Origin of the sequence: Allobosea sp. (genome assembly GCF_017308075.1) — a bacterium.
Classification (GTDB): domain Bacteria; phylum Pseudomonadota; class Alphaproteobacteria; order Rhizobiales; family Beijerinckiaceae; genus Allobosea.
This window is the reverse complement of the sequence record NZ_JAFKFX010000024.1, coordinates 22,968-39,909: the sequence shown is the minus strand read 5'-3', so window position 1 is coordinate 39,909 and position 16,942 is coordinate 22,968. Positions and strand designations below refer to the sequence as shown.

The 16,942-nt window shown below is 66.1% G+C and carries 15 protein-coding genes; 4 read left to right on the top strand and 11 right to left on the bottom strand.

Annotated elements, in window-relative coordinates:
• Positions 1–34: 34 nt before the first annotated feature.
• Positions 35–1,264 carry a benzoate/H(+) symporter BenE family transporter gene (locus J0J10_RS03505; RefSeq protein WP_291645313.1) on the bottom strand — a complete coding sequence of 410 codons (1,230 nt, stop codon included), beginning with the start codon at positions 1,262–1,264 and terminating at the stop codon, positions 35–37.
• Positions 1,265–1,376: 112 nt separating this feature from the next.
• Here J0J10_RS03505 and pdxR point away from each other — a divergent pair, with 112 nt between their 5' ends.
• Positions 1,377–2,864 (top strand): MocR-like pyridoxine biosynthesis transcription factor PdxR, encoded by a 1,488-nt coding sequence (gene pdxR / locus J0J10_RS03500; RefSeq protein WP_291645312.1) that lies wholly within the window; start codon positions 1,377–1,379, stop codon positions 2,862–2,864.
• Positions 2,865–2,921: 57 nt separating this feature from the next.
• Here the strand turns inward: pdxR and guaA are convergent, their stop codons facing one another.
• Both guaA and J0J10_RS03490 read right to left on the bottom strand, forming a co-directional pair.
• Complete coding sequence (gene guaA, locus J0J10_RS03495; RefSeq protein ID WP_291645311.1) at positions 2,922–4,496, bottom strand: glutamine-hydrolyzing GMP synthase; 1,575 nt, start codon at positions 4,494–4,496, stop codon at positions 2,922–2,924.
• 49 nt (positions 4,497–4,545) lie between these two features.
• Complete coding sequence (locus tag J0J10_RS03490) at positions 4,546–5,844, bottom strand: RsmB/NOP family class I SAM-dependent RNA methyltransferase (RefSeq protein ID WP_291637415.1); 1,299 nt, start codon at positions 5,842–5,844, stop codon at positions 4,546–4,548.
• A gap of 149 nt (positions 5,845–5,993) precedes the next feature.
• Between J0J10_RS03490 and J0J10_RS03485 the strand changes: the two genes are divergently transcribed.
• Both J0J10_RS03485 and J0J10_RS03480 read left to right on the top strand, forming a co-directional pair.
• Positions 5,994–6,134 (top strand): hypothetical protein, encoded by a 141-nt coding sequence (locus J0J10_RS03485; protein ID WP_291645310.1) that lies wholly within the window; start codon positions 5,994–5,996, stop codon positions 6,132–6,134.
• A gap of 121 nt (positions 6,135–6,255) precedes the next feature.
• Complete coding sequence (locus J0J10_RS03480; RefSeq protein WP_291645309.1) at positions 6,256–7,416, top strand: glycerophosphodiester phosphodiesterase; 1,161 nt, start codon at positions 6,256–6,258, stop codon at positions 7,414–7,416.
• A 104-nt stretch (positions 7,417–7,520) separates the two neighbouring features.
• Here the strand turns inward: J0J10_RS03480 and J0J10_RS03475 are convergent, their stop codons facing one another.
• From J0J10_RS03475 to J0J10_RS03440, 8 genes are all read right to left on the bottom strand, one after another.
• Complete coding sequence (locus J0J10_RS03475; RefSeq protein ID WP_291645308.1) at positions 7,521–7,808, bottom strand: hypothetical protein; 288 nt, start codon at positions 7,806–7,808, stop codon at positions 7,521–7,523.
• Positions 7,809–7,941: 133 nt separating this feature from the next.
• A complete protein-coding gene (locus tag J0J10_RS03470) occupies positions 7,942–8,274 on the bottom strand; it encodes a hypothetical protein (protein WP_291645307.1) in 333 nt (110 codons plus the stop codon).
• A 184-nt stretch (positions 8,275–8,458) separates the two neighbouring features.
• A complete protein-coding gene (locus J0J10_RS03465; RefSeq protein ID WP_452116506.1) occupies positions 8,459–9,253 on the bottom strand; it encodes an amino acid ABC transporter ATP-binding protein in 795 nt (264 codons plus the stop codon).
• Positions 9,254–9,273: 20 nt separating this feature from the next.
• Positions 9,274–10,653, bottom strand: coding sequence for an amino acid ABC transporter permease (locus J0J10_RS03460; RefSeq protein WP_291645306.1), 1,380 nt, complete (start codon positions 10,651–10,653; stop codon positions 9,274–9,276).
• 10 nt (positions 10,654–10,663) lie between these two features.
• The gene (locus tag J0J10_RS03455; RefSeq protein WP_291645305.1) at positions 10,664–11,857 is read right to left on the bottom strand and encodes an amino acid ABC transporter permease; all 1,194 of its coding nucleotides are present in this window, start codon (positions 11,855–11,857) and stop codon (positions 10,664–10,666) included.
• Positions 11,858–12,003: 146 nt separating this feature from the next.
• Positions 12,004–13,029: an amino acid ABC transporter substrate-binding protein gene (locus J0J10_RS03450; protein WP_291637403.1), complete on the bottom strand. Its 1,026-nt coding sequence runs from the start codon at positions 13,027–13,029 to the stop codon at positions 12,004–12,006.
• A 173-nt stretch (positions 13,030–13,202) separates the two neighbouring features.
• On the bottom strand, positions 13,203–14,222 hold the full coding sequence (locus J0J10_RS03445) for an amino acid ABC transporter substrate-binding protein (RefSeq protein WP_291645304.1): 1,020 nt from the start codon (positions 14,220–14,222) through the stop codon (positions 13,203–13,205).
• Positions 14,223–14,369: 147 nt separating this feature from the next.
• On the bottom strand, positions 14,370–15,395 hold the full coding sequence (locus J0J10_RS03440; protein ID WP_291637401.1) for an amino acid ABC transporter substrate-binding protein: 1,026 nt from the start codon (positions 15,393–15,395) through the stop codon (positions 14,370–14,372).
• A 266-nt stretch (positions 15,396–15,661) separates the two neighbouring features.
• On the opposite strand from J0J10_RS03440, the gene metC reads away from it, so the two are divergent.
• Positions 15,662–16,852 (top strand): cystathionine beta-lyase, encoded by a 1,191-nt coding sequence (gene metC, locus J0J10_RS03435; RefSeq protein WP_291645303.1) that lies wholly within the window; start codon positions 15,662–15,664, stop codon positions 16,850–16,852.
• Positions 16,853–16,942 lie beyond the last annotated feature (90 nt).

The following is a 16,942-nucleotide window of genomic DNA, read 5'->3' as shown; positions in this document are numbered from 1 at the left end:
TGGCGACCAGGCGCGGGCATGGTCGCCCCAGCCATTATTTCCCTGCGCCCTGCCCTGTGAGGATTTCGGCACGCGCACGCTGCGGCAGACGGCCGTTCAGGATGAGGTGCGCGGCGAGGCCGATCAGCAGGCCCCAGAATGCTCCGCCGATGCCGAGCAGCTGGATGTTCGCGGCCGAGGCCAGGAAGGTGATCAGAGCCGCCTCACGGGACGCGGGATCGGCCATTGCGCCGGCCAGGCTGCCGCCGATCGTACCGAGCAAGGCAAGGCCGGCAAGCGTCGTGATGAAGGTCGCAGGAAACGCCATGAACACCGCCGCCAGCGTCACCCCGAACACCCCGACGAGGATATAGGCCACGCCGGCCGCGATCCCCGCGATCCAGCGCTTCGACGGGTCCTCATGCGCCTCCTTGCCGGTGGCGATCGCCGCCGTGATCGCCGCAACATTGAAGGCATGGGAGCCGAAAGGCGCCATCAGCAGCGAGCCGAGCCCGGTCACGGTGACGAGCGGATCGGCGCTGGTCTTGAAGCCGTCGTTCCGCAGGACCAGCATTCCCGGCATGTACTGGCCGGTCAGGGTGATCAGGAACAGCGGCAGCGCGACGCTGAGCAGCGCGTTGAGCGAAAATTCCGGCATGGTGAAGACCGGCGCCGCGAACTGAAGCCGCAAGCCGGACAGGTCCACCCTGCCCTGCAGCAGCAGGAAGACGAGGCCGAGCACGAGTATGCCGACCACGGCATAGCGCGGCGAGCAGCGCTTCAAGGCGAGATAGGCGAGGACCAGAAGGCCGACCAGCAACGGATCGACGCTCGCACCGCCGAAGGCGCCGATGCCGAATTGCAGCAGGATTCCAGCGAGCAGCCCCGAGGCGATTCCGGGCGGGATCAGGCGGATGACCCTTTCGAACCAGCCCGATAGGCCGAGCGCGACGAAGGCTGCCGCGGAGACGATGTAGGCGCCGACCGCCTCGGCATAGGGCGTGGTCGCGAGCGCGGTGACGAGGAAGGCGGCAGCGGGCGTCGACCATGCCGTGATGATCGGCTCGCGATAGCGCCAGCTGAGGACAAGCCCGGTCACGCCGACGCCGATCGAGACCGACCAGACCCAGGAAGCGGTCAGTTCCGGGCTGAGGCCGGCGACCTTCGCTGCCTGGAAGACCAGGATGAAGGTGCCGCCATAGTTGACGATCACCGAGATCACCCCCGCGACGACGGGATGCATGAGGTCGTTGAGGCGGCTGGAGGGCGCGGAACCGGACGGCATGATCGTGACAGGTCTTCCAAGAGATGGGGCGCAGGCGCTGCGGGGCACGTTGACAACTAGCCGATCAATGGTCTGACAATCCCAACCACTTCCGAAGAGAGGCCCAGACCATTTGTTCAAGCATTCGCAACTGGAATCGGTGAAAGCCTGGCTGGCCCATCCCGCTCATGCGGGGCTGCCGCTGCATGCCAGGATCCAGCGTGCGATCCGCCAGCTCATCCTCGACGGCACCCTCGGACGCGGAAAGCCGCTGCCGGCCTCGCGTGCCTTGGCGCGATCGCTCGACCTGTCACGCGACACGGTCGAAGCCGCCTATGCGCAGCTGCATGCCGAAGGCTTCATCGAGCGCCGGGTCGGCAGCGGCAGCTTCGTGGCGGAGACGTCGGAGCTCGCTCCCGGCCGCCGGCAGTGGCGGCGCGCGGCGCCCCGGCTCAGCCACGCGCCGAACCTCAGCCGGCGCGGCGAGGCGATATTCCGCAGCGGCGGCGTGCGCGAGCTTCTATCACCGCGGCCCTTCGCGCCGGGCATACCGGAGACGCGCAGCTTTCCCATCCGGCTCTGGGAACGCCTGGAACGGCAGGTGCTGAAGGAGGCCGGCACGGCGGCACTGCTGCACGCCGACCCGCAAGGCGTCGAGCCGCTGCGGCGGGCGATCGCCGACTATGTGAATCTCGAACGCGGCGCCCATGCCACGCCCGACCGGGTTCTCGTCCTGACCAGTTCGCAGCAGGCGCTGGCACTGTGCGCGAGCGTGCTGCTCGACGCGGGCGAGCACATCTTCATCGAGGACCCCGCCTATTACGGCGCGCGCAAGGCCTTCGATGCCGCCGGGCTCGATTGCGTCCCGATCCGGCTCGACCATCAGGGCCTGCTGGTCGACGAGATCATTTCCGAGCCACGCCGGGCCCGGGCCGTGTTCCTCACCCCCTCGCACCAGTTCCCGAGCGGCGCGACATTGGCGCTCGATCGCCGCCTGGCGCTGATCGAATGGGCGGACCGCCATCAGGCCTGGATCATCGAGGACGATTACGACAGCGAGTTCCACTATGCCGGCAAGCCGACCGCCTGCGTCCAGGGGCTCGATCCGCATGAGCGGACCATCTATATCGGCACCTTCACCAAATCGCTCTTTCCGGGCCTGCGGATCGGCTATGTCGTGCTGCCGCGCGAACTCGTCGAGCCGATGACCGTGGCGCGGACGCTGCTCGACGGCCATTCCGCCCCGCTCGCCCAAATGACGCTCGCCCGCTTCATGGAAGGCGGGCATTTCGGCGCGCATGTCCGCGCCATGCGCGGCATCTATGCCGAGCGCCTCGGCCTGCTGGCCGGCCTCGTCGACAAGCATCTTGCGGGAGTCGCCGAGGCGCAGGTGCCGGCCGGCGGGCTGCAGATGCCCTGCCTGCTGAAATCCGGCCTGTCCGAGCAGGCCGCCATCGACTCTGCACGCCGTGCCGGTATCGCGCTGCTGGGATTGTCGTCGCTCTACGCCGCCGGCGACGGCAAGCCCGGCTTCCTGATGGGCTTTGCCGCCTATACGCCGAGCGAGATCGAGGCTGCGGTCGGGAAGCTGGCGACGGCGCTACAGGCGGCGAAGCGCTGATGGCCGGGCGGCCAAGGACACCCGGCGCGGCTTACCGGACGGTTCGACGCGCCGTCCTCATTCCCACTCGATTGTGCCGGGCGGCTTCGAGGTCACGTCGTAGACCACCCGGTTGATGCCCTTGACCTCGTTGATGATGCGGGTCGCGGTGCGGCCGAGGAAGGCCATGTCGTAGGGATAGAAGTCGGCGGTCATGCCGTCGACCGAGGTCACGGCGCGCAGGGCGCAGACATGGTCGTAGGTCCGGTAGTCGCCCATCACGCCGACGGTGCGCACCGGCAGCAGCACGGCGAAAGCCTGCCAGATCACGTCGTAGAGCCCGGCCTTGCGGATCTCCTCGAGATAGATCGCATCGGCCTTGCGCAGGATGTCGAGCTTCTCCTTGGTGATCTCGCCGGGGCAGCGGATGGCGAGGCCCGGCCCCGGGAAGGGGTGGCGGCCGACGAAGGCCTCGGGCAGGCCGAGCTCGCGGCCGAGCACGCGGACCTCGTCCTTGAAGAGCTCGCGCAGCGGCTCGACGAGCTTCATCTTCATGCGCTCGGGCAGGCCGCCGACATTGTGGTGGCTCTTGATCGTCACCGAGGGGCCGCCGGAGAAAGAGACGCTCTCGATCACGTCGGGATAGAGCGTGCCCTGCGCGAGGAAATCGGCGCCGCCCAGCTTGGCCGCCTCGGCGTCGAAGACGTCGATGAAGAGCCGTCCGATGGTCTTGCGCTTGGCCTCGGGATCGGCGCCGCACTTGGCGAGCTCGCTGAGGAAAAGCTCTTCAGCTTCAACATGGACGAGCGGGATGTTGTAGTGATCCCTGAAGAGGCGAACGACCTCCTCGGCCTCGTTCATCCGCATCAGGCCGTGATCGACGAAGACGCAGGTCAGCTGGTCGCCGATCGCCTCGTGGATCAGCACAGCCGCGACGGCCGAGTCGACACCGCCGGAGAGCCCGCAGATCACCCGGCCGGTTCCGACCTGGTCGCGGATCTTCTTCTGCATCTCGGCACGATAAGCCGACATGCTCCAGTCCGGCTTGCAGTCGCAGATGTTGACGACGAAGTTGCGCAGCAGCTTGCCGCCATCCGGGGTGTGCACCACTTCGGGGTGGAACATGGTCGAGTAGAAGCGGCGATCCTCGTCGCTCGCCACCGCATAGGGCGCGTTCTCGGAGGTGGCCTTCACGCTGAAGCCGGCCGGGAGCTGCGTGACCCGGTCGCCATGGCTCATCCAGACCGGATAGCGCCCGCCCTGCTCCCAGACGCCTGCGAACAGCGCCGAAGGCGTGACGATCTCGACATCGGCCCGGCCGAATTCGGCGGCGTGGCCGCCCTCGACCTTGCCGCCGAGCTGATGGGCCATGGTCTGCTGGCCGTAGCAGATGCCGAGGACCGGCAGGTCGGAGGAGAAGACCTCCTGCGGCGCACGCGGCGAATTCACGTCCGGGACCGAGGCGGGGCCGCCGGAGAAGATCACGCCCTTCGGCTTCATCCGGGCAAAAGCCTCGGAAGCCGACTGGAAGGGGGCGATCTCGCAATAGACGCCGATCTCGCGCACCCGGCGCGCGATCAGCTGCGTCACCTGGCTGCCGAAATCGATGATGAGGATGGAGTCGTGGGTGGGGTTCTGGGGCTGAGCGCTCATCGCGCTCGGTTACGCCATCGCGAGCGAGCGCGCAACGCCCAGCTGAGGCTCAGCCCGGCGCCGCGAGGCAGCTCAGATAGAAGCCGTCCGTCCCGGTCCGTGCCGGCGACAATTGCAGCCCGCTCTGCGTCGCGAAACGGGCGAGCAGGCCATAATCGACCTCGCCCGCGCTCAAAAGATCGCGCATCGGGACCAGGGCGAAACCGGGATGACGCGCGAGGAAGGCCTCGACCGCGACATCGTTCTCCTCGGGCAGGACCGAGCAGGTGATATAGGCGATACGCCCGCCCGAGCGGACGAGGCCGGCGGCGCGGTCGAGCACCTCGGCCTGCTCCTTGATCCGCTCGGCGAGCGCGCCCGGACGCACGCGCCATTTGGCGTCGGGATTGCGCCGCCAGGTGCCTGAGCCGGTGCAGGGCGCGTCGACGACGACGAGATCGGCGGTGCCGGAAAGATCGGAGAGTGCGTCATGGCCGCGGCTGCGCGGGACGCGCACCTCGACATTGCTCGCCCCGGAGCGCGTCAGCCGGTCATGCAGCGGCGAGAGCCGGCGGCTATCGAGATCGGTCGCGAAGATACGGCCCTCATTGCCCATCAGCGCCGCCAGCGCCAGCGTCTTGCCGCCGGCGCCCGCACAGAGATCGATCACGGTCTCGCCCGCTCGCGCTCCAGCCAGCGCAGCGACCAGCTGCGAGCCCTCGTCCTGGATCTCGAACTCGCCGGCGAAGAAGGCGGCCTCGCTCTGCAGCGTCGGCCCGCGGCCGTCGGGACCGGGCTGGAAGCGCAGCGCATCCGGCGACCAGGCTCCCATTTCCGGCTGGAGATGAGCCAGCGCGGAGCGCAGCGCGTCCCGCCCGGTCTTGAGGCGGTTCGCCCGGATGTCGACCGGCGCCCGCTCCGCGAGCGCCTCGCCCTCCGCGACGGCATGCTCGGCGAAGGCCTCGACGAAGGAAGGCCAGAGCCATTCCGGGACATCGGCGCGGACCCAGCCCGGGGCGGCCGAGAGATCGAAGGTGGCGAGCCCCGCCACCTCGAATTCCGTCAGCGGTGCCGGAGCATGGTTCTGGCCGGTGAACAGGGCGGCGATCTCGTCCGCCCGCATCCCGCGCTGGCTGACCAGCATGCCGAGCACGAGGGCCCGCGGCGTCTCCTCGCCGAGCGCATGGGCGGAGGACGCCCGGCGACGCAGGGCGTCATAGACCAGCGAGGCGACGGCGGCGCGGTCCTTCGAGCCGGCGAAGCGGCGGGCCAGCCCCCAATCCTTCAAGGCGTCCGCGGCGGGCCGGCGGCGCTGGATCAGATCGGTCAGGACCTCGATGGCGGCGCTGATGCGGGCGGCGGGCGTCATGTCCGGCTTCCTGGGATTGAGCTTGTCGGACCGCGCGCGGTCTCGACCGATTCTGAACAAGGTTTGGGGCTCTTGACGCCGTCGTTCCACAAGCAGAAAGACGATACAATAGCTTACGTAACGCCAACCCAGCCTCGGGGCCGTCGCCGATGACCAAGTTCGCCCGCCTTGCCTTCGCCAGCCTGTTCTGCCTTTCGCTCGCTGCCTGCGCCACCCCGCAGCAGGATCTGACCCCGCCTCCGGCCAAACCGGTCGACGCCAAGACCAAGCTGGAAAGCGGCCGGCGCTGAGACGACGCCGAGATGGGCGCCGGACACCGGCGCCCCAACAAGAAGGGCGCCGCCTTCAAAGCGCTGTCATATCGACCGAGCACGCTTGCCGCCTGATTTCGCGTCCAAGGATCGGATCGTCATGAAGCCCTTGCTGCAATCGGCCTCGCTGCTGGCCACATTCGCTCTTTCTCTGGCGGCGCCCGCCGCCCTCGCCCAGGCGCCGACGCTCGACGGCAAGCCGGCGCTGATCGTCGCCCATCGCGGCGCCAGCGGCACGCTGCCCGAGCACACGCTGGAAGCCTACAAGCTCGCGATCGAACAAGGCGCCGACTTCATCGAGCCGGACCTGGTCGCGACCAGGGACGGGGTTCTGGTGGCGCGGCACGAGCCGATGCTGTCGGGCACCACCGACGTCTCGACCCGGCCGGAATTCGCCGCGCGCAAGACCGTGAAGAAGGTCGACGGTGTCGACACGAATGACTGGTTCGCCGGCGATTTCACCCTGGCCGAGCTCAAGACTCTGCGCGCCAAGCAGGCCTTCGCCGATCGCGACCAGTCGCATAACGGCAAGTTCGAGATTCCGACCCTGCAGCAGGTGATCGACCTCGCCAAGGCGGAGAGCGCCCGAACCGGGCGCACCATCGGGATCTATCCGGAGACCAAGCACCCGATCTTCCACGTCGCGATCGGCCTGCCGCTCGAGGACCGGCTGCTCGACCAGCTCAAGGCCGCCGGCTGGACCGAGAAGAGCTCGCCGGTGATCATCCAGAGCTTCGAGACCGCCAATCTCAAATATCTGCGCGGCAAGACCCAGCTGCGCCTCGTCCAGCTCGTCGATGCCGACGATGTCGACAAGGATGGCGGCATCGTGCTCGCCGCGCCCTTCGACAAGCCCTATGATTTCGCCGTCACCGGCGACAAGCGGACGTTCAAGGATCTCGTCACCGCCGAAGGGCTCAAAGAGATCAGGACCTATGCCGACGGCGTCGGCCCCTGGAAGCCCTACATCCTGGCCGGCAAGCAGGTCATCGGCGAGGACGGCAAGCCGAAGGACCTGAATGGCGACGGCAAGATCGACGAGCAGGATCGCGTGCTGATCACACCGACCAATGTCGTCAAGGACGCGCACGCCGCGGGGCTCTTCGTCCACACCTGGACCTTCCGCAGCGAACCCAAGCGTCTCGCCTCGGACTTCAAGGGCGACGCGGCGGCCGAGTACAAGGCCTTCCTCGCGCTCGGTATCGACGGGCTGTTCTCCGACTTCCCGGGCACCGCCGTTAAGGCGCGCAACGCGAAGTAGTCCAGCGCCCGAACCGCCAGAAAGTCGAGGCCCGCCCCGCTGCCGCGGGACGGGCCCTTTGGTTTCCGACCTGCCCCGATCCTGCCTGCCCCGATCGTGAGCGATCAGTCGCAGACGCGGGTGGTGCGCCTGACCTCGCCGCGCGGGGTCTCTCGGGTTTCCGTGATGGTGCGGCAATCGCGGCCACGCTCTGCCCGCCAGTCGCGGCGACGCTCATAGCGCTCACGCTCGCGCCAGCGCTCCTCGCGACGAATCTCGCGGTCTATGGCGCGCTCACGCTGCGTACGCGGGTCGACGGAGATGCCGCCGGGGCCGATATTCACGGACTGGGCGCTGACGCCGGCGCTGCCGAGCAGCAGCCCGACGGCGATCGTAGACAAAGCGAGTTTCATCGCGTTTTTCCTCTGCTTCTGTGGCGAACAACCGGAAAATCACCAGAAAGTTCCGGATTGGCCTTGAGTAGGACGCGAAACAAAAAAGGCCGGCGCGATCCGCGCCGACCCGATAGCGCCCGGAAGGGCCTGCTCAATCGCAGATGCGGGTCGTGCGCCGAACAGGCCCGCGGCGGGTCTCCTCGACAGTGGTGATGGTGCGGCAGCGCTCGCCACGGCGGCCTTCACGCCAGTCGCGGCGGCGTTCCCATTCACGACGACGCTCATAGGCGTCGCGCTCCCGAGCGCGCTCTTCGCGACGGATCTCGCGCTCCCTCTCCTCGCGGCGAATTTCGCGATCGATCGCGCGTTCGCGCGGCGTGCGCGGGTCGACCGTGATGCCGCCCGGCCCGATGTTCAGGCTCTGGGCAGAAGCGCCGGCCCCGGCGAGCAGGACCGCGACGAGGGCGGGGATGATACGCTTCATGGTCGTTCTCCAATACGGCGGCAGCGGGGACACTGCCGCAAACTTGGCGCGACCATGGGCAAGTTTTTTGAACCAATCGTGAACGCGGGTCGAGGCCTTGTCCGAGATCCCGCCATAGCCAAAACGGCGCCCGCCTGAGCGGACGCCGTTCCGGAAAACCTGTCTGAAGAGCAGATACCTGCGGTCAGTGCAGGATCTGGCTGAGGAAGAGCTTGGTGCGCTCGTGCTGCGGGTTCTTGAAGAACTCGTTGGGCTCGTTCATCTCGACGATCTGGCCGGCGTCCATGAAGATGACACGGTCGGCGACCTGGCGGGCGAAGCCCATTTCGTGGGTGACGCAGAGCATGGTCATGCCCTCGTCCGCCAGCGAGACCATGGTGTCGAGCACTTCCTTGACCATTTCCGGGTCGAGCGCCGAGGTCGGCTCGTCGAACAGCATGATCTTCGGGCTCATGCAGAGCGAGCGGGCGATCGCGACGCGCTGCTGCTGGCCGCCCGAGAGCTGGCCGGGGTATTTGGCCGCCTGCTCGGGGATCTTGACGCGGGTGAGATAGTGCATCGCGATCTCCTCGGCATCCTTCTTCGGCATTTTGCGCACCCAGATCGGCGCCAGCGTCAGATTCTCCAGGATCGTCAGATGCGGGAACAGGTTGAAGTGCTGGAAAACCATGCCGACATCGCGGCGGATCTCGTCGATCTTCTTGAGATCGTTGGTGAGTTCCGTGCCGTCGACGATGATCTGCCCCTTCTGGTGCTCTTCCAGCCGGTTGATGCAGCGGATCATCGTCGACTTGCCCGAGCCGGACGGGCCGCAGATCACCAGCTTCTCGCCGCGGCCGACCTTGAGGTTGATGTCGCGCAGGACATGAAACTCGCCATACCACTTGTTGACGCCGATCATCTCGACCGCCGTCGCCGTGTTCAGCGAGGTCTGCTTCAGGGCGGCGGGGCGCGCGGCGCTCGTCTTGGTCTCTGCCATGGCCATGTTCCCAGTTCTCCTCAACGCTTCTGGCCGGCGGCGAGCCGCTTCTCGACCGAGATCGAATAGCGAGACATGCCCCAACAACACAGGAAATAAAAGACCGCGGCGAAGGCATAGCCGGTCGCGCGGGTGGTCGGCGTCGCCCAGGTCGGATCGACCAGGGTCGCCTCGATGGTCCGCAGGAAGTCGAAAATGCCGACGATGGTGACCAGCGTCGTATCCTTGAACAACCCGATGAAGGTGTTGACGATGCCGGGGATCACGATGCGCAGCGCCTGCGGCAGGATGATCAGCCGCATCATGCTCCAATAGCCGAGCCCGAGCGACATCGCCCCTTCATACTGGCCCTTGGGCATCGCCTGCAGGCCACCGCGGATAACCTCCGCCATATAGGCGGCGGCGAACATGGCGACGCCGATCAGCGGCCGCAGCAGGCGGTCCGGCGAATATTCCTGCGGCACGAACAGCGGCAGCATGGTGTTGGCCATGAACAGCACCGTGATCAGCGGCACGCCGCGCACGAACTCGATGAAGATCACCGAGATGAGCTGGATGATCGGCAGCTTCGAGCGCCGCCCGAGGGCGAGCAAGATGCCGAAGGGCAGCGAGAAGACGATGCCGACCGCCGCGATCAGGAAGGTCACGGTCATGCCGCCCCAGAGCCCGGTGTCGACGCGCGGCAGGCCGATCGAGCTCGCCAGCACGCCGAGCGCGCCGAAGACGACGAGCGCGAACAGGATGAGCTGCTTGGGGCCGGAGAAACGCTTCAGCGGCGAAGCCTCCTGGACCACGGCGAGATTGGCCGAGCCGAGATAGAAGCCAACCAGTTGCGGCACGAAGGAGAGCACGACATAGATCGCCGCCAGCGCGAGCGACAGGACCATGCCGTTGCGCACCAGGCGCTCCGCGCCGGCCCCGCCGAGCAGCAGCACATAGGCCGAGATCGGCATCAGCACGAAGAAGTAGAAGAAGCCGAGCTTCTTCTTCGGCGCCTGGGTCCAGAGCATCCAGACGACACCGAGCGCGAACATCGCGAAGACGATGTTCACCCGCCAGCGCTCGCTGATCGGATAGGAACCATAGATGAAGTATTGCAGGCGGTCGGCGACATAGGCCCAGCAGGCGCCGACCGGCCGGCCGACCTTGTCGGCGAGGCAGGCATCGCGATTCGCACCGGTCCAGACGGCATCGATGAAATAGAAGCGGATGAGCTCGGGCAGACTCGTCGCGACGATGTAGACGCAGAGCAGCGTCAGCAACGTGTTGAGCGGCCCCGAGAACAGGTTGTTGCGGACCCAGGCCAGCGGGCCGGCGACGGAAAGCGGCGCCGCCTGCTGCTCGAGGGTTTCCTTGCGGACGAAGGCGTAGGGCGCCATTTCGGTGGTTGCATCGGTCATCGCAGCGCCCTCACCGTTCGACCAGCGCCATGCGCCGGTTGTAGATGTTCATGAACAGCGACGTCACCAGCGAGATCGTCAGGTAGACCGCCATGGTGATGGCGACGACCTCGACCGCCTGGCCGGTCTGGTTGAGCACCGTGCCGGTGAAGACCTGGACGAGATCGGGATAGCCGATCGCCACGGCAAGCGAAGAGTTCTTGGTCAGGTTGAGATAGTTCGAGGTCAGCGGCGGGATGATCACCCGCATGGCCTGCGGGATCACCACCAGCTTGAGCGTCGGCCCGGCCCTCAGCCCGAGCGCATTGGCGGCTTCGGTCTGGCCCTTGGACACGGCGAGGATTCCGGCACGCACCACCTCGGCGATGAAGCCCGCGGTATAGGTGGTGAGGCCCAGCAGCAGCGCGACGAATTCGGGGAAAATCTGGATGCCGCCGCGCAGGTTGAAGCCGGCGAGCTCCGGATAGACGAAGGAAACCGGGCGTCCCGTGGCGAAATAGACCGCCAGCGGCAGGAGCACGACCAGGCCGAGCGCGACGAGCCCGATCGGATACTGCTTGCCGGTCGCGGCCTGCTGCTTGCGGGCCCAGTGACGGAAGACCAGCGTCGCGGCGATGCCGATCAGGAAGGCCCAGATGATCAGGCTGCCGCCGGGGCCGAGATGCGGGTCGGGAATGTAGAGCCCGCGATTGTTGAGCAGCGCCCCGGCCGGCAGCTGGATCGACTGGCGCGGATTGGGCAGCGGCTTCAGAACCGCATTGTACCAGAAGAACAATTGCAGCAGCAGCGGCAGATTGCGGATGATCTCGACATAGACCATCGCGATCTTCGCCACGACCCAGTTGCTCGAAAGCCGGGCGACGCCGACGAAGAAGCCGAGGAAGGTCGAGAGCACGATGCCGATCGCGGCGACGAGCAGCGTGTTGAGCAGGCCGACATAGAAGGCCCTGCCATAGGTGCCGGTCGAGGCGTCATAGGGGATCAGCTTCTGGTTGACGTCGAAGCCCGAGGCGTTGTGCCAGAAGCCGAAACCCGAAGCGATCTTCTGCGCGCGCAGGTTCTCGATGGCGTTGGACGCGGCCGAATAGATCAGGAAACCGACGATGGCGAGCAAGGCCAGCTGATAGATATAGCCTCTGATCCTGGGATCGTAGAGGAGCGATGCTCTGCCCGGTCGAACCGGTTCCGTTGAAGTCGTGGACACGTCTGACGCCCTTTTTTTGGTCTGGCGGCCGAGGTCCGGAAGCGATCCCTGAAGGAACCGATCGCGGCCATTTTTATCCGGCTCACCCGAATGGAGACAAGGTGGACGGCGCGCGACCCGAGGGCGGCGCGCCGCTGAATGTCAGCTCACCGGATCGGCGGCGCGTATTGCAGACCTCCCTTGGTCCAGAGCGCGTTCTGGCCGCGCGCGATCTTCAGGAGCGAGCCCATCCCGACATTGCGCTCGAAGCTCTCGCCGTAATTGCCGATATGCTTGACGATCCGGTAGGCCCAGTCATTGGTCAGGCCGATCGCCTCGCCGAACTTGCCCTCGGTGCCGACCAGGCGCTTGATCTCGGGATTCTCCGATTTAAGCATCTCGTCGACATTGGCCTTGGTGATGCCGAGCTCCTCGGCATTCAGCATGGCATTGTGCGTCCATTTGACGACATCGAGCCAGAGATCGTCGCCATGGCGCACCACGGGGCCGAGCGGCTCCTTGGAGATGATCTCCGGCAGCACGATGTGATCGGTGGGGGTGCTGAGCTTCAGCCGCTCGGCATAGAGGCCGGAGGCATCGGTGGTGAAGGCGTCGCAGCGGCCGGACTCGTAGGCCTTGACGGTCTCGTCATTGCTGGCGAAGGCGACGACCTCGTATTTCATCTTGTTGGTGCGGAAGAAGTCGGCGAGGTTGAGCTCGGTCGTGGTGCCCTGCTGGGTACAGACCGAGGCGCCCTCGAGCTTCATCGCCGAGTCGACGCCCAGCTTCTTGCGCACCATGAAGCCCTGGCCGTCATAATAGTTGACGCCCGCGAAGTTCAGGCCGAGCGAGGTGTCGCGCGACATCGTCCAGGTGGTGTTGCGCGAGAGCAGGTCGACCTCGCCCGATTGCAGCGCCGTGAAGCGATCCTTCGACGAGAGCGGGATGAACTTGACCTTGGCGGGATCGTTGAAGATCGCCGCCGCGATGGCGCGGCAGAGATCGACATCGAGGCCGCTCCAATTGCCCTGTGCGTCTGGCATTCCGAAGCCGGCAAGCCCGGGGCCGACACCGCAGGTCAGCACGCCCTTGCTCTTGACCTGCGCGAGCAGGCCGCCGCCCTGCGCCTGTGCAGCGGAGACTCCGATCACGCCGGCGGCGGCGATCAACGCCGCGCCCATAAATTTCTTCATCTTGCTTTCCCCTGTTTGGCGGAACGGGTTCCTGCCCGTTCTCGGTTAGCTAGCAAGTCCCGGACCAGCCTCCGGTCCGCCTGTCTCCTTTCGTCATAGCAACAAGAATTTCGTCGTAGCCGTAAGAAGAGACGTCGGGACGAGCGGCTCGACCTGCCCGCAACGGCCCTGGTTTACCGGATCGGCGGCGCGTATTGCAGACCGCCATTGGTCCAGAGCGCGTTCTGGCCGCGCATCATCTTCAGGACCGAGCGGTTGCCGACCGTGCGTTCGAAGCTCTCGCCGTAATTGCCGACCTGCTTGATGATCCGGTAGGCCCAATCCTTGGTCAAGCCGAGCCCCTCCCCGAACGCCCCGTCGATCCCCAGGAGACGCCGGATCTCCGGATTCTCCGATTTCAGCATCTGGTCGACATTGGCTTTGGTAACGCCGAGCTCCTCGGCGTTCAGCATGGCGAAGTGGACCCAGCGCACCAGCTTGAACCATTGCGAGTCATTGTCGCGCGTCAAAGGACCGAGAGGCTCCTTCGAGATGATCTCGAGCAGCACCATGTGATCATCCGGCGCCGACAGCTTCAGGCGCTCGGCATAGAGCGACGATGCGTCCGTGGTGAAGGCGTCGCAGCGGCCGGCATCGTAGGCCTTGATCGTCTCGGCGCCGGTATCGAAGGAAACGAGCTTGTACTTCAGCTTGTTGACGCGAAAGTAGTCGGCGAGATTGAGTTCGGTCGTAGTGCCGCGCTGCGCGCAGATCGACGCGCCTGACAGCTGCATCACCGAGGTCGCACCGAGCTTGCGGCGCACCATGATCGCCTGGCCATCATAGTAATTGACACCGACGAAGAGTAGACCGGGGGGCGTGTCGTTCGAGATCGTCCAGGTCGAATTGCGGATCAGCACATCGACCTCGCCGGCCAGAAGTGCCTTGAAGCGGTCATTGGCCGAGAGCGGGATGAACTTGACCTTGGAGGCGTCGCCGAAGATGGCCGCGGCGATGGCGCGGCAGTATTCGACATCGAGCCCAGCCCAGTTGCCCTGCGCGTCGGGCGCGCCGAAGCCGATCAGGCCGGGATTTGCACCGCAGTTCAGGGCGCCGCGGCTCTTGACCTGATCGAGGGTCCGGGGCGCCTGCGCATTCGCGGAGCCGAATACGCTCGCGGCGACCAGCAACGCCGCGCTGATGAATTTCAACATGCTTTTCCCCTGTCAGGCGGAACGGGTTCGGCCCGTTCTCTGCCGGCTGGCGAATCCGAGGCCCACCCGCCCCGTGCAAACCAGCCTCTTCAAGTCTTCCCGGAAACACGAAAGGGGCGGCCGCGCGAAGCGGCCGCCCCCGTCAACTCAGCGCACCGGCGGGGCGTATTGCAGGCCGCCCTTGGTCCAGAGCGCGTTCTGACCGCGGGCGATCTTCAGCAGCGAACCCTGACCGACGTTTTTCTCGAAGCTCTCGCCGTAATTGCCGACATGCTTGATGATCCGGTAGGCCCAGTCGGGCGTCAGGCCGATGGCCTCGCCGAACTTGCCTTCGGTCCCGAGCAGGCGCTTGATCTCCGGATTCGGCGACTTCAGCATCTCGTCGACATTGGCCTTGGTCACACCGAGTTCCTCGGCATTGACCATGGCGAAGTGCACCCACTTCACCAGGTTGAACCACTGCGCGTCGTTGTTGCGCGTCGCCGGTCCGAGGGGCTCCTTGGAGATGATCTCGGGCAGGACCATATGGTCGTCCGGCGCGGTCAGCTTCAGGCGCTCGGCATAGAGGCCGGAGGCGTCGGTGGTGAAGGCGTCGCAGCGCCCGGAATCATAGGCCTTGACCGTCTCGTCGGAGGTGGCGAACGCGACGACCTCGTATTTCAGATTGTTGGCGCGGAAGAAGTCGGCGAGGTTGAGCTCGGTCGTGGTGCCCTGCTGGGTGCAGACCGAGGCGCCGGAGAGCTGCAGCGCCGAAGTCACGCCGAGCTTCTTGCGCACCATGAAGCCCTGGCCGTCATAATAGTTGACGCCGGTGAAGAGCAGGCCGAGCGCGGTGTCGCGCGACATCGTCCAGGTCGAGTTGCGGACGAGAACATCGACCTCGCCCGACTGGAGCGCAGTGAAGCGATCCTTGGCCGAGAGCGGGATGAACTTGATCTTGGTCGGGTCGTTGAAGATCGTGGCCGAGATCGCCCGGCAGAGATCGACGTCGAGACCGACCCAATTGCCCTGCGCATCCGGCAGACCGAAACCGGCAAGGCCGGTATTGGAGCCGCAGTTCAGGACGTTGCGGTTCTTCACCTGCGCGAGCGTCTGGGGCGCCTGCGCCTGTGCCGTCGTCGCGGCCAGCGCCAGTCCCAGCCCGGCGACCGCGGCTGCCATGAACTTCTTCATCGTCATCTCTCCCATTGATTTCCCCGTCGGCTGCTGCCGCTGGGAGCATGCCGGTTCCCTGGCATCGTCGCGACTTGGATGTCCCGTTTGATGCACCATTCTAGGGAGCGTCCGGCCTCGGTCGATTGCCAGAGCAACCCATGAGCGTCAAGCAAAGGCTCCCCCGCACACCCGCCTCTTTTCACCTCAAACATCACATGCGAGTTTCATAGGGTGGTCAAGTGCGACCGCCCCCGATTCCTGCTCCGCGGCCCGGCCTAGATCCCATGAAAAAGCTGTCGACACCCGAATTCTCGCGTCTTCGCGAGAAGACACGCCTCGTCCTCGCCGGTCGCGATCCGGCGGATTCCTACGGCTTCGTCAACCCGCCGATCGTGCGCGGCTCCACGGTCGTCTACCCGAACATGGAGGACTTTCTCCTCCGCAAGGCGCGCTACACCTATGGCACGCAGGGCAACCCGACGATCGATGCGCTGGTGGCGGCGCTCAACACAATGGAAGGCGGCGCCGGCTCGGTGGTCTGCCCCTCCGGCCTGATGGCCTGCACCCTGCCCCTGCTCGCCGTGCTCTCCTCCGGCGACCACCTGCTGGTGACGGACAGCGTCTACCGGCCGACGCGAATGTTCTGCGACAAGATGCTGTCGCGGATGGGCGTCGAGGTGACCTATTACGATCCGGCCATCGGTGCCGGGATCGCCGATCTGTTCAAGCCGAACACCAAGGCGGTCTGGACCGAGGCCCCCGGTTCGCAGACCTTCGAGATGCAGGACATCCCGGCGATCGTCGAAGCTGCGCATGCCCGCGACGTGCTGGTACTGATGGACAACACCTGGGCGACGCCGCTCTTCTTCGACTCGCATAAATTAGGCGTCGACCTCTCGGTCCAGGCCGGCACCAAATACTATGCCGGCCATTCGGACGTGCTGATCGGGACCGTCTCGGCCCGCACGCCCGCGCTCTACAAGCGCCTGCGCGAGGCCTGGGAGACGCTCGGCGTGATCATCGCGCCCGAGGACGCCTTCCTGACGCTGCGCGGTATCCGCACCATGCAGATCCGGCTGAAGGAGCAGATGCCGGCCGGAATCGAGATGGCGAACTGGCTCGCCGCCCGCCCGGAGGTCGCGCGCGTGCTGCACCCGGCCCTGCCGAGCGATCCCGGCCACGCGATCTGGAAGCGCGATTTCACCGGCGCCTCCTCGCTGTTCGCGATCGAACTCAAGCCGGTTGCGACCAAGGCCGTCGGCGCGATGCTGGACGGGCTCTCCCTGTTCGGCATGGGCGCGTCCTGGGGCGGCTATGAAAGCCTCGTCCTGCCCTTCGACTGCACGGCCTATCGCACGGCGACCAAGCCAGGCTTCGCCGGCCCGACGATCCGTCTGCATATCGGGCTGGAAGACCTCGAGGATCTCAAGGAAGACCTCGATGCCGGCTTTGCCCGGCTGAGGGCGGCGAGTTGAAGTCCGCTGGCCTCAGGTGAAACTCCGCCGTCATTCCGGGGCGGGCCGACAGGCCTGAGCCCCGGAATGACGCCGCATCGCCGTCTGGAC